The organism is Serratia marcescens subsp. marcescens ATCC 13880, from assembly GCF_017299535.1.
In the GTDB taxonomy this organism is placed as follows: domain Bacteria; phylum Pseudomonadota; class Gammaproteobacteria; order Enterobacterales; family Enterobacteriaceae; genus Serratia; species Serratia marcescens.
Genome location: NZ_CP071238.1, coordinates 990,545 through 1,003,014 on the forward strand (window position 1 = coordinate 990,545; position 12,470 = coordinate 1,003,014).

Below are 12,470 nucleotides of genomic sequence, written 5' to 3' on the forward strand. Positions count from 1 at the left end.
GATTATAAAAACCGCCGCTAAGGACGATGTTCATAGATGAAACCAGGAGTGTTTATGTTGGCAAAAGTTAAGCGTTCGTTCGCCGCCGCCGTCGTATTGATGTTGGCGCTGCCCGCGGTTCAGGCCGCGGATTACCGCGCGGGCGAGCAATATACCCGGCTGGATAAGCCGGTGGCCGCCGCGCCGGCGGTGGTGGAGTTCTTCTCCTTCTACTGCGGCCCTTGCTATCAGTTCGCCGAAACCTACCGCGTAGGCGGCACCGTGGCGCAGGCGCTGCCCGCCGGTGAGAAAGTCACCAAATATCACGTCAGCCTGATGGGCAAACTGGGCAATGAGCTGACCGAAGCCTGGGCGGTGGCGACGGTGCTGGGCGTGGAAGACAAGATTGAAGGCGCGATGTTCGACGCGGTGCAGAAACAGCGCGCCGTCAACGGCGCCGACGATATTCAGCGGGTGTTCACGGCGGCCGGCATCGATGCCGCCACCTATGAAAATGCGCGCCACAGCCTGCTGGTCAAAGGATTGATCGCCAAGCAGAACGAAGCGGTGAAAGCGTTCGAGGTGCGCGGCACCCCGTCGTTCTACGTGGCAGGCAAATACAAGATAGACAATGCCGGCATGGCCAGCACCAGCGTTGAAGGCTACGCCAAAGAGTACGCGGCGGTGGTGCGCTATCTGTTGGATACGCAGCCTTAAGGCGATGCCTCCCGGCGCCCGATGATTTGTGATCGCGGCGCCAAATCCCCCGCTCGCCATTGATTGTGTGTTAACGGATTGTTATGGTGTTTTTCTGTTCAACGGCGCAGCACCGCTGCTGTTTGAAGGGAGAGATCATGACGGCATTGGCAACGCTCCGGGACGTCGGCTTCGAAGAGTGGCTGGGGAAAATCAACACCGCCTGCGGCCGATTCTGCGCGAAAACGTTGGGGCCCGGCTTCAGCGGGGCGATGCAGGAGTTTCGCGCCCATGCCCTGCGCCTGAGCGTGGTCGACGTGGCCCAGGCCCGGCTGTATCGCACGCCGCGTGAAATCGCCCGCAGCGACGGCGCGCACTTTTTCACCGTCATCCAGCTGCGCGGCAGCGCGTTGATGGAGCAGGGCGATCGCCAAACGCTGCTCTCTCCCGGCGACATGACGCTGATCGACGCCTCACAGCCCAGCAGCTTCACCTTCCAGCGCGATTCGCGCCAAATCTCTTTGCTACTGCCGCGCGGCTGTCTGCCGCTGCCGCCGCCTTGCGCGCAGCGTCTGGGAGCCGAGCTCAGCGCGGTGCGCCTCAGCCGCCAGCTGGTGCTGAGCAGCATGCAGGATCCTCAGCTCGCCGCGGCGGAAAGCGAGGCGGTGCTGAATGCGCTGGCGGCGCTGCTGCGCCCGGCGTTGGCGCTCGAACAGGCGCGCCCGGAGGGACAACAATCGGTCTTCGACAAGGCGCTGGCGTTGATCGACAGGCATATTCAGTCGGCGCAGCTGCGCCCTGAGTGGGTGGCGGCCGAGTTGGGGGTGTCGTTACGCAGCCTGTATCGGTTGTTCGCCCGTCAGGGGCTGGTGGTGGCGCAGTACATCAGGAACCGCAGGCTGGATCTGTGCGCGCAGGCGCTGCGCAGCGCCGCCGGGCAAGAAAAGCTGGCCGGCATTGGCCTCGACTGGGGCTTCGCCGATCACAGCCATTTCTCGACCGCTTTCAAGCAGCGTTTCGGCATGTCGCCGAGCGAGTACCGTCGGCAGCATCAGTAAGTCAGGGCGCGGGCCAGGCCCGCGCCGCTTCACTCAATAGCGGATGCAGACCGATTTCGACTCGGTGTAGGCATCCAGCCAATCCGGGCCGAAATCGCGGCCGCTGCCCGACTGTTTGAACCCGCCGAACGGCATGTTCGGGTCGATCAGCGTATGGGTGTTGACCCACACGGTGCCGGCATGAATGCGCGGCGTCAGCGCCATCGCCTGCTGCAGGCTGGTGGTCCACAGGCTGGCGGTCAGCCCGAAGTCGGTGTCATTGGCCTTGCTCAGCGCCTCTTCGGCGCTCGCCACCCGAATCAGGTTGACCACCGGGCCGAACACTTCCTCGCGCGTCAGGTTCAGCCGATCGTCCGGGTTGATCACCAGCGTCGGCGGAATGTAGAAGCCGTTGGCGTCCGGCCCGGCCGCGCCGCCGATAAGCTCGGCGTTTTTCGCCCGGGCGTCGTCCAGGTAGGCCGCCACCTTGTTGCGGTGCGCGAGCGACACCAGCGGGTTGATTTGCGCGCCGGTATCCATCCCCGGCCCGACCGACAGCGATTTCACCGCCTGTTCGAATCCGGCCACCAGCCGATCATAAATCGGCGCTTCAATATAAATTCGCGAGCTGGCGGCGCACACCTGCCCTTGGTTGAGGAAACTGCCGAGCATCAGGCCTTCGATCACCTGCTGCGGATCGGCATCTTTCAGCACGATGGCCGGGTTTTTGCCGCCCAGCTCCAGCGTCACGCGGGTCAGGCGATCCGCCGCCGCGCGCGCGATGCTTTTGCCCACCGGCGTGGAGCCGGTAAAGCTGACTTTGGCGATCAGCGGATGTTCGGTCAGCGCCTTGCCGCACACGGTGCCGCGGCCGGTGACCACGTTGAACGCGCCTGGCGGCACGCCGGCTTCGCTCGCCAGTTCGGCGATGCGCAGTAGGGTGAGCGGGGTGGTTTCCGACGGCTTGATGACGATGGAGCAGCCCGCGGCCAGCGCCGGCATCACTTTCCACATGCCGATCATCAGCGGGAAGTTCCAGGGCACGATGCCGGCGACCACGCCGATCGGCTCTTTGCGGGTATAAACCTGATATTTGGCGCCCGGCGGCATCGGAATGGAGACGTCCAGCGTCTGGCCGGTGATTTTGGTCGCCAGCCCGGCGGTGTAACGCATCCAGTTCAGGGTGCTGCCGACTTCGAAAGCGCGGGCGATGTTGATGGATTTGCCCTGCTCCAGGGTTTCGAGCTGCGCCAGCTCTTCGGCGTGCTGCTCCACCAGATCGGCGAAGCGCAGCAGGATGCGTTCGCGCTCTACCGGCAGACGCTGCGCCCAGACGCCTTCGCTGAAGGCTTTGTGGGCGGACTGCACCGCCAGCGCGACGTCGTGTTCGTTGGCGTCGGCGGTGGTGGCGATCTGCTGCCCATTGGCGGGGTTATACACCGCCAGGCGGCCTTCCGCGGCGGACGCGCGCCACTGGCCGTCGATATACAGCCCATGCTGACGATCGAGAAAACGCGACACGCTATCCAGCACGGCTACGGTATTGTCAGACATACATCCTCCGATCAGGCTCATCAGGTTATCGTTAACCCTGAGAGTCTAGATCAGCGGTAAAGCGGCGGCTTTGCTCTGCCTGACATTCGGTTTGTCCTGCGTGTCATTTTGCCGTGACGGAACAGTAAACCGCGGCCGGCGGGCGCCGGCCGGGAGGGATCACGAGCTCAGGGTCGCCAGACGGGTGGCGAAACCGAGGAACAGCAGGCCGATCAGGCCGTTGCCGAGCTTCGCCAGGCCTTTCTTGTGATTGAAGAAATGCGCCAGCATCGCGCCGGAGAAGATCAGCGTGCTCATGTAGATAAAGCTGACGGCTTCGAGGATCAGCGCCAGAATGGTGAACGACAGCCCGGTATGCGCGTAGTTGAAGTCGATGAACTGGACGAAGAACGACACGTAAAACAGAATAGCTTTCGGGTTGGTCAGGCTCAGCGTCAGCGACTTGCGCAGAATGCTGTGGCCGCCTTCAATTTGCTGCTGTTGCGCCTGCGCCTTCTGCACGAAGGTGGCGTAGAGGATTTTTGCGCCGAGGAACAGCAGGTAAATCGCGCCGAGAAAACGCACCAGGGTAAACAGGAACGGCGTGGTGCGGATTAGCGAAGCCACGCCGATATAGGCGCAGAAGATCAGGATCGCATCGCCGATAAACACGCCCAGCGCCGCGGTATAGCCGGCGCGCACGCCGCGCGATACGCCGGTTTTCAGCACGTACAGCGTATTCGGCCCCGGCAGAATGATGATGAAGACCACCCCGGCCAAATAGGTCCATAAATTCAGGACGCCAAAACTCTCTAACACAATAACCTCTCCATGCGCGCAACTAACAGGCAGAAACACTGGCCACGCCCGTGGCCGGCCGCGATCCTAACGCCGTGCAACCGGGTTGGCAACGTAATAAACTTCATGTTGTTGGTTAAAAATTGTCGAAACATTGTTGAAAACGTCGGCATCGAATTAAAAAGCAAGAGTCGGCGTGTTTCGCCAACGGCCCGTCACTATGCTGGTTAACATCGAAACCGCAGTGAGGAACGGATGATGAAAAACGTAATCGACAGCGCCGATCCGCGCTGGCTGGCGATCGTCAGCCGCGACAAGCACGCCGACGGCCGCTTTATCTACGCGGTGAAAACCACCGGCGTGTATTGCTCGCCTTCCTGCCCGTCACGCCAGCCGAATCGGCAAAACGTGGAGCTGTTCGACGATGCGGAGCAGGCGGAGGCGGCGGGTTATCGGCCCTGCAAACGCTGCCGGCAAGGGCTGACGCCGCTGACGGAACAGCATGCGCGGCAGATAGCCGAGGCTTGCCGCTATATTGAACGGGCGGAGAAAGCGCCGTCGCTGCAGACGCTGGCGCGCCACGTCGGGTTGAGCCAATACCATTTCCACCGGCTGTTCAAAGCGATCACCGGCCTGACGCCGAAAGGCTACGCCGATGCGCAGCGCAGCCAGCGCTTGCGCGCCGGTCTTACACAGCGGGAAACGGTGACCGACGCGATCTTCGACGCCGGCTATGGCGCCAATGGCCGCTTCTACCAGCAGGCCAACGCCGCGCTGGGCATGACGCCGAAGGCCTATCGGGCGGGCGGCAAAGGCATGCGCATCCATTTCGCCGTCGGGCGCTGTTCGCTGGGCGAGATCCTGGCGGCGCAGAGCGAGGTGGGCATCTGCGCTATTCTGCTGGGGGACGATGCGCAGCAGCTGGTGCAGGATCTGCAGGACAAATTCCCTAACGCCGAGCTGATCGGCGGTGATGCGCAGTATGAAGCGCTGATGGCGCAGGTGGTGGGCCTGATTGAAGCGCCGGAGAACGGGCTGGCGCTGCCGCTGGATATTCGCGGCACCGCGTTTCAACAGCGAGTCTGGCGGGCGCTGCAGGCGATACCGGTCGGCGAAACCGTCAGCTATGCCGATATCGCCCGGCGCATTGGGGCGCCCAAAGCGGTGCGCGCGGTGGCCGGCGCCTGCGCCGCCAACATGCTGGCGGTGGCGATCCCCTGCCACCGGGTGGTGCGCAACGACGGCGCCTTGTCCGGCTATCGCTGGGGTGTCGAGCGCAAGAAAGCCTTGCTGGAAAAAGAGGCGCAGCGATGAGCGGCGCGCTGGCGGCCCGGCTGGCCGAATTGGACTGGGCGGCGATCGAGCGCGAACTCGATGCGCAGGGCTGCGCGCGGCTGCCCGGCGTGCTCAGCCAAGAGCTGTGCCGCGAGCTGACAGCGCTCTACCCGCAGGATGCGCACTTCCGCAGCCGCATCGTAATGGCGAAGCACGGTTTTGGCCGCGGCGAGTACCGCTATTTCGCCTATCCGCTGCCGCCGCCGGTGGCCGAGGCGCGCAGCCTGATGTATGCACGGCTGGCGCCGGTAGCCAACCGCTGGAACGCCTTGTTGGGCCTGGCGGCGCGTTATCCCGCCGAACACGAAGCCTACCTGGCCGAATGCCACCGGGCCGGCCAACGGCGGCCGACGCCGCTGCTGTTGCGCTACGAAACAGGGGATTACAACTGCCTGCATCAGGATCTGTACGGCGAGCGGGTGTTTCCGCTGCAGGTGGCGTTTTTGCTCTCCGCCCCCGAACGGGATTTCACCGGCGGCGAATTTGTGCTGACCGAACAGCGGCCGCGGATGCAGAGCCGGCCGGAGGTGGTGCCACTGCAGCAGGGCGACGCGGTGGTGTTCGCCGTGCATCACCGGCCGGTGGCGGGAATGAAAGGTTACTATCGGGTCAATCTGCGCCACGGCGTCAGCCGGATACGCACCGGCCAACGCCATACGCTGGGGGTGATCTTTCACGACGCGCTATAGCTTGCGCGCCAGCAGGGTGGCGAAGCGCAGCGAGATGCGGTTGCCGTTGGCGTCGGTCTTATGCAGTTGGCCGACGTCTTCGTTGTATTTGAGGATTTCCCAGTCGCGATAATAATGCTTCAGCTCACCCGGGCTGAAGGTGAAAGGGAACGGCAGCGGGCAGGGATAATCTTCGGTATCCATCGCCGCCACGATCAGGTTATGGCCGCCGCGCACGGTGCTGTCCTGCATGTTTTGCACGATATGCGGGATTTGCTGCCGCTCGAGGAACATCAACACCACGGTGGACAGGATGAAGTCATATTCGCCACTGAAGCGGTGAGTATTGAGATCCTGCACCCCGGCGCGCAGGCGGGTCAGCTGCTCGGCGTCGACGATCTGGTTGAGGCGAGCTATCGAAGGCGCGTGCTTGTCCCAGGCGGTGACGTCGAAACCTTTCAGATTGAGATAGAGCGAATTGCGGCCGCCGCCGCAGCCCAGATCCAGCGCCTTGCCCGGCGCGATGCGCGCCGCCGCCTCGATCACTTCGGAGTGGGTGCGCGTCAGTTCGTATTTCTTGTGGTAGTAATCTTCCGGCGTGCAGTAAAACGCCAGCCGGCAGGTCATGTCGTCCGAGAAGGAAACGATGCGATGCCACTGCTGCGGCGCGATAAACGGCGGCTGGCTTTCGGGGCTGAACTGCCAGGTTTCGGTGGTGGCGCCGTCTTCGGTCATCATGGCGAACGTCAGGTTCCCGCTCAGTACGGTGAGCTTCGCCCAGGTGCCGCTCTGGGTGTTGTGGCGCTGGCGGAAGGCTTCCGGCAGCGTATCGCTGTTCCATTCCGGCAGGGTTTTATAGCAAAGCAGCTGCTGCTCCATAGGGGGCTCCTCTGGCTGGGTGAGCAAAGTGATTTATTTAATGTATATAAAATACATCTTTATCGATCGTTTGAACATAGCGGCCTGACGGAAAGGCGCGGCGGTATCTTTATACTGGATTGTGTGCGGCGGCTGGGCTAATTTCAGTGCTGTTCATGTCATCACGTTCAGGGAAAAGATGCCGATACCTCGTTTATTCCACCCGATGCCCTTCCGTTTGCTGAGCCTGGCCGCGCTGCTGGCGCTGGCGGGCTGTACCAGCAAAACCACCACCACGGCGCCGGCGGCGCGTCCCGCCGACGTCAAAGCCCGACTGATGACGCTGATCCCCGCCAACGCCGGCGATCGTCAGGGCTGGGCCACCGATATTACCGCCGCCTTTGCCGCCCAGGGCATCGAACCGAGCGATGAGAACCTGTGTTCGGTGCTGGCGGTGACCGAACAAGAGTCGACGTTCCAGGCTAACCCGCAGGTGCCGGGGCTGCCGAAGATCGCCTGGAAAGAGATCGACCGCCGCGCCGATCAGATGCACATCCCGAACTTTTTGGTGCATACCGCGTTGAAGATCTCGTCGTCGAACGGCCAGAGCTACAGCGAGCGCCTGGATAAGGTGCGCACCGAAAAGGATCTGAGCGATATCTTCGATGACATGATCGACCGCGTGCCGATGGGGCAGAAGCTGTTCGGTCATTTGAACCCGGTTCATACCGGCGGCCCGATGCAGGTGAGCATCGCCTTCGCCGAGGCGCACGCCAAAGGGTATCCTTATCCGGTCGACGGCTCGATTCGCCGCGAAGTTTTCAGCCGGCGCGGCGGCATGTACTTCGGCATTATGCATTTGCTGGGATACCCGGCCGATTACAGCCGGCCGATTTACCGCTTTGCCGACTTCAACGCCGGCTGGTACGCCAGCCGCAACGCGGCGTTCCAAAACGCGGTCAGCCGGGCGAGCGCCATTCCGCTGGCGCTGGACGGCGATCTGATCGACTTCAGCAGCGACAAGCCCGGCTCGACCGAGCTGGCGGTGCGCACGCTCGGCAAGCGCCTGAACATGAGCGACAGCGCCATTCGCCGGGCGCTTGAGAAAGGCGATACGGCTGACTTTGCCGATACCGGCCTGTATAAGAAGGTCTTTGCGTTGGCGGGCGGCAAGCTGCCGCGTGAGATGCTGCCGGGCATTCAGCTGGAAAGCCCGAAAATCACCCGCAAGCTGACCACCGCCTGGTTCGCCAAGCGGGTGGATGAACGCCGCCAGCGTTGCATGGCGCGCGCCGGCGGGTAACGGCATGAAAAACGCCGCCGGCGGCCTGAACCACCGGCGGCGCGATCATCGCGCCTCAGGCGCTGCGGCGCGGGTTGGTCAGGCCGAAGTTAAAGCTGTTGCAGCGGTTACAGAACTCTTTCATCACCGGCGGCGTGTCCATCATCGGCACTTTCACCTCGATAAACGCCAGCCGATCCTGCCGCGAGGCGTGTTCCAGGGCCATTTCCAACTGTTGTGTGGTTTCCACCGCCACGCTGAACGGCTGCGCCTGGGTATTCAATACCGCCGGCAGTTTGGCGTAGTCCCACGGGCTGATGTCGTTGTAGGACGAGTTTTCGCCGAGGATATAGCGTTCGATGGTGTAACCGTCGTTGTTGATCAGGAAGATGATCGGTTTTTGTTCACAGCGCAGCAGGGTGGACACTTCCTGCGCGGTAAGCTGGAAGGAGCCGTCGCCGATGAACAGCAGGTGACGGCGCTCAGGGGCCGCCATCAGGGTGCCGAGCAGCGCCGGCAGGGTATAACCGATCGAGCCCCAAATCGGTTGGTTGACTACCTTGACGCCGCCCGGCATGCGCATGCCGCCGATGGCCGCGCCCGAGGTGCCGTTTTCCACCACCACCACATCATCCGCCTGAATGAAGCGTTGGATGCGTCGCCACAGATAGGCCTGGTCGAGAGGCGCGTCGCTCGGCGTCGCCAGCTTCTCACGGGGATCGGCCAGCGGTGATAAACGCTGCGCCGGCGCGTCTTCGCTCAGATCCAACAGCGCCTGCAGCAGATCCGCCGTTGACACCGCCGGGTAGGAAGTCTTGTCCAGCGTCATCGAGAACGGCTGAATATCCACCTGAGCGGCGGCGGGAATTTGCTGCGAGAAATAGCCGGTGGTGGAGTCCACCAGACGCACGCCGAAACTCAGCACGCAGTCCGAGTGGGCCATGCGTTCATAGAGTTCGGGGCGCGACAGGTTGCCGCTGTAGCCGCCCATCCAACCGGCGGTATCTTCCGGAATAATGCATTTGGCGGTTGGCATATTGGTCAGCGGAATGGCAAAGCGGTGAGCGACGGCGATAACCTGCTGCTGCAACCGATAACGATCCACCATTTGGTCGACCAATATGATCGGGCGCTGCGCGCGTTTTATTTTGGTTAACAGCGCCATCGCCGCTAATTGCACATTGTATTTATCGCTCGCCGGCAACTGCGGCGCTGCTGCGGCTGCGGCGACTTCAATTTCGACATCGCAAATATCAGACGGCAGCTGTAAATATACCGGTTTCTTCTCTATCCAGGCGCGAGAAATAACGCGTGGAATTTCCTGAGCGGCATTTTCCGGCGTGATCAGAGCCTGAGCGACGGTGAATTGTTTAAAGCAGTTCATGACGTTGTCGAAATTGCCGTCGCCCAGGGTATGGTGCAATAGCTGATGATTCTTCATCGCGTGCAGCGGCGGCGTGCCGGCGATGCAGACCACAGGTGAAGATTCGGCATAGGCGCCGGCGATGCCGGACAACGCGGCCAGATCGCCGACGCCGTAGGTGACGATCAGCGCGCCGGCGCCTTTCATCCGTGCGTAGCCGTCGGCGGCGTAGGAGGCGTTCAATTCATTGCAGTTGCCGACAAATGTCAGCCGTTCGTCGCTTTCCAACAGCTCCAGCAGGCTGAGGTTATAGTCGCCGGGCACGCCGTAAATACGATCGACGCTCAGGGCATGAAGCTGTTGCAGAATGAATGACCCGATAGTTATTTTCATTGATTGCTCCGGATTATTTATCTTTATTTTGTCAGGCGAAAATCAGCAAAAATAAATTGCTGGCGATGTTGTGTCGTTAGCATTAACAGTTATTTAAAGTCTCGGCTTGTTCAAGATAAGGAGGGCGGCCGGTGAATAGGCGGTTTGTATTCGGCGCTTTACGCGAATGAGTAATACATAAAAAGTAGGGTTATTGGATATTGGGAAGAGACGGTATTTTTCATTGACGGTATATCGGCAGAGAAGCGGCGGCGCATTGGCATTTATCGTGATGCAGGGCGAGACATCCGGTACTTTTGACGCCGCGTTAAATCCCATCGGGTGGCGTAACGCTTTTTGCCTGGGAAAGAAAAGCAGAGCCTGGCGTAAAGGGGCATTTTGGTGATCCGCCGCACGCTTATTTCACGAAACCACTCTGTAACTAATAAAAAACAAAAAATTAACAATGAGGTTTTTTTATTCGGTCATGGTTGTCAGTTTTGCTTTACAGATGCCGCAATGCGCGCCGCGTCGGGCCGGTGTAAAAATGGGCCGTCACGGGCGTTAATATAACGTGGCGGTCATCACATTCTGTGGGAAGTGATACGTAAACTTTTCTCTACGTGTGCACGGATGGCGTATACCTACCAGAGGGGATCATGTCCCATCAACGCTGGCCTGAGAGGGGGAAGTGTGATGAAAGGCTATCGACATATTTTGGTACTGATTCATAACGAGCGTGATGGGCTGCCGTTGCTGAGTCAAGCGGCGGCGATGGTGCGCGGGCAGCCAATCGCCCTCACTGTCGGCCATCTTAACGCCGACTACGCGGAGTTGGAGTACGGCAGCGATGCGTTAATCAAGGATCGCCAGGCGCAGGAAGTGATCGCCGCCAAGGCGATGCTGAGCCGATTGGTGAGCGCCGTCGATGTGCCGGTCGCGGTCAAGGAGATTGTCACCATAAGGCGCTTTAAGGACGTGAGCGATTTTATTCACCAGGCCGGCATCGATCTGGTGGTGGTCGGGCACCAAAACCGCCTGTTCGGCCTCTATTCCTCTTATTCCCTGGCGTTTGTGAACCGTCTCGATGTCGATGTGTTGGTCAAGCACCTTGCTCGCGAGTCGCGTGCGACAAAGCGGACTTTTCCCACGGTTTTGCCGCCCGAAAGGCGATAGCATGCGGATATCGGTACGGTCTGTCATGAATTATTGGGAATTTTCCGGTGCTAAACTTAACCAAAGCACAACGGGCGTTGGATAAATTAGATACGGCTTGATCTTGCCCGGGCTATCGGTAAAAATCTGCGGCCGTATTTTTACAGGAGCTTTACGATGTTTCTAAAACGGACTCTTTTGGCGTGTTCTCTGGCGTTGATATTTCCTGCACTGCCTTCTTACGCTGAGGTTGGTGCAGAAAGTGGCAATGCCGCACAGGCTGAAAAACCGGGTTTATGGCAGCGTTTTACCGATAACGTGGCGGAGACCTGGAACAACTCGCCTAACCACGATCTCTATATCCCGGCCATCACCTGGCACAACCGTTGGACTTATGATGATGAGCATATCGATAAGTACAACGAACGCCCGTGGGGCGCCGGTTACGGCATCTCCCGCTACGACAGCGACGGTGACTGGCACGGCATCTACATCATGGCGTTCAAGGACTCCTTCAACAAATGGGAGCCGATCGGCGGTTACGCCTACGAGAAGATCTGGCGCCCGCTGGATGACAAGGATTTTCGTCTGGGGCTGGGCTTCACCGCCAGCGTCACCGCGCGCGACAACTGGAATTACATCCCTATCCCGGCGCCGCTGCCGCTGGCCTCTATCGGCTATCAGCGGCTGACGTTCCAGGCGACCTACATTCCCGGCACCTATAACAACGGCAACGTGTTCTTCGCCTGGCTGCGCTGGCAGTTCTAAACTTCCTGAATTCCGAAAAACGGCGCGGCGGCGAGATAAAAGGAACTTGTCGCCGCCGACGGCGTCGGAAGGGTATCCCGGCGCGCTGCGCCGATTGCATGCCGTTATGACAGGAGTTTCACCACTATGATCACCAAACATCGTTTATTGCTGGCTTTGGCGCTGTCCGCTACCCTGGCCAGCGGCGCCACCCAGGCCGCCGGGCTGATGGATTCCCTCAGCAGCGCGGCGGGCGAACTGAGCAAGTCGGGCGGCGACAGCAGCGGCGGCATGTCGCTCTCCTCGTTGACCGGCCTGCTGAACGGCGGCGACAAGGCGTTGAGCTCCAGCAGCATGACCAATGCCGCCGGTATCCTGCAGTACTGCGTGAAAAACAACGTGCTGTCGGCTAACGGCGCCGAAGGGGTGAAAGATCAGCTGCTCAGCAAGCTGGGCATCACCAGCACCGAAAACGCCAAGAGCCAGGATTATCAGCAGGGCCTGGGCGGCTTGCTGCAGACCGGCGAAGGCAAGAGTCTGGATCTGAACAGCCTGGACACCTCGCAGATCACCGAGAAGGTGAAGCAAAAAGCCTGCGATCTGGTGCTGAAACAGGGCAAATCCTTTATTTCATGATGAGCGAACGG

Annotated in this window: 12 protein-coding genes; 8 read left to right on the forward strand and 4 right to left on the reverse strand. The window is 60.7% G+C overall.

The window, feature by feature from the left end; all coding sequences use genetic code 11:
- Window positions 1-54 precede the first annotated feature (54 nt).
- Window positions 55-696 (forward strand): DsbA family protein, encoded by a 642-nt coding sequence (locus J0F90_RS04595; protein WP_033641192.1) that lies wholly within the window; start codon window positions 55-57, stop codon window positions 694-696.
- A 137-nt stretch (window positions 697-833) separates the two neighbouring features.
- Entirely contained in the window at window positions 834-1,733 is a 900-nt protein-coding gene (feaR, locus tag J0F90_RS04600) for a transcriptional regulator FeaR (RefSeq protein ID WP_033641191.1), read from the forward strand.
- A gap of 33 nt (window positions 1,734-1,766) precedes the next feature.
- On the opposite strand, the gene J0F90_RS04605 is transcribed toward feaR, so the two are convergent.
- Together J0F90_RS04605 and leuE are read right to left on the reverse strand one after the other, a co-directional pair.
- Window positions 1,767-3,266 (reverse strand): aldehyde dehydrogenase family protein, encoded by a 1,500-nt coding sequence (locus J0F90_RS04605; RefSeq protein ID WP_033641190.1) that lies wholly within the window; start codon window positions 3,264-3,266, stop codon window positions 1,767-1,769.
- A 159-nt stretch (window positions 3,267-3,425) separates the two neighbouring features.
- On the reverse strand, window positions 3,426-4,064 hold the full coding sequence (gene leuE, locus J0F90_RS04610; RefSeq protein ID WP_016928933.1) for a leucine efflux protein LeuE: 639 nt from the start codon (window positions 4,062-4,064) through the stop codon (window positions 3,426-3,428).
- A gap of 237 nt (window positions 4,065-4,301) precedes the next feature.
- On the opposite strand from leuE, the gene ada reads away from it, so the two are divergent.
- The gene (gene ada, locus J0F90_RS04615; protein ID WP_033641189.1) at window positions 4,302-5,357 is read left to right on the forward strand and encodes a bifunctional DNA-binding transcriptional regulator/O6-methylguanine-DNA methyltransferase Ada; all 1,056 of its coding nucleotides are present in this window, start codon (window positions 4,302-4,304) and stop codon (window positions 5,355-5,357) included.
- A complete protein-coding gene (locus J0F90_RS04620; RefSeq protein ID WP_033641188.1) occupies window positions 5,354-6,067 on the forward strand; it encodes a 2OG-Fe(II) oxygenase in 714 nt (237 codons plus the stop codon). Before ada ends, J0F90_RS04620 begins: the two co-directional genes overlap by 4 nt.
- Here the strand turns inward: J0F90_RS04620 and tehB are convergent.
- Window positions 6,062-6,925 (reverse strand): SAM-dependent methyltransferase TehB, encoded by an 864-nt coding sequence (gene tehB / locus J0F90_RS04625; protein ID WP_016928930.1) that lies wholly within the window; start codon window positions 6,923-6,925, stop codon window positions 6,062-6,064. The genes J0F90_RS04620 and tehB overlap by 6 nt on opposite strands.
- Before the next feature lie 178 nt (window positions 6,926-7,103).
- Here tehB and J0F90_RS04630 point away from each other — a divergent pair, with 178 nt between their 5' ends.
- Window positions 7,104-8,207, forward strand: coding sequence for a DUF1615 domain-containing protein (locus tag J0F90_RS04630; RefSeq protein WP_042706515.1), 1,104 nt, complete (start codon window positions 7,104-7,106; stop codon window positions 8,205-8,207).
- A 55-nt stretch (window positions 8,208-8,262) separates the two neighbouring features.
- On the opposite strand, the gene J0F90_RS04635 is transcribed toward J0F90_RS04630, so the two are convergent.
- Complete coding sequence (locus tag J0F90_RS04635) at window positions 8,263-9,942, reverse strand: alpha-keto acid decarboxylase family protein (protein ID WP_033641186.1); 1,680 nt, start codon at window positions 9,940-9,942, stop codon at window positions 8,263-8,265.
- Window positions 9,943-10,617: 675 nt separating this feature from the next.
- Between J0F90_RS04635 and J0F90_RS04640 the strand changes: the two genes are divergently transcribed.
- The 3 genes from J0F90_RS04640 (at window position 10,618) to J0F90_RS04650 (ending at window position 12,459) form a co-directional block, all read left to right on the forward strand.
- Window positions 10,618-11,097 carry a universal stress protein gene (locus J0F90_RS04640; protein ID WP_016928927.1) on the forward strand — a complete coding sequence of 160 codons (480 nt, stop codon included), beginning with the start codon at window positions 10,618-10,620 and terminating at the stop codon, window positions 11,095-11,097.
- A 156-nt stretch (window positions 11,098-11,253) separates the two neighbouring features.
- Window positions 11,254-11,844 carry a lipid IV(A) palmitoyltransferase PagP gene (gene pagP / locus J0F90_RS04645; RefSeq protein ID WP_028128205.1) on the forward strand — a complete coding sequence of 197 codons (591 nt, stop codon included), beginning with the start codon at window positions 11,254-11,256 and terminating at the stop codon, window positions 11,842-11,844.
- Between the two features lie 126 nt (window positions 11,845-11,970).
- On the forward strand, window positions 11,971-12,459 hold the full coding sequence (locus J0F90_RS04650) for a YjjA family protein (protein ID WP_033641185.1): 489 nt from the start codon (window positions 11,971-11,973) through the stop codon (window positions 12,457-12,459).
- Window positions 12,460-12,470: the final 11 nt, after the last annotated feature.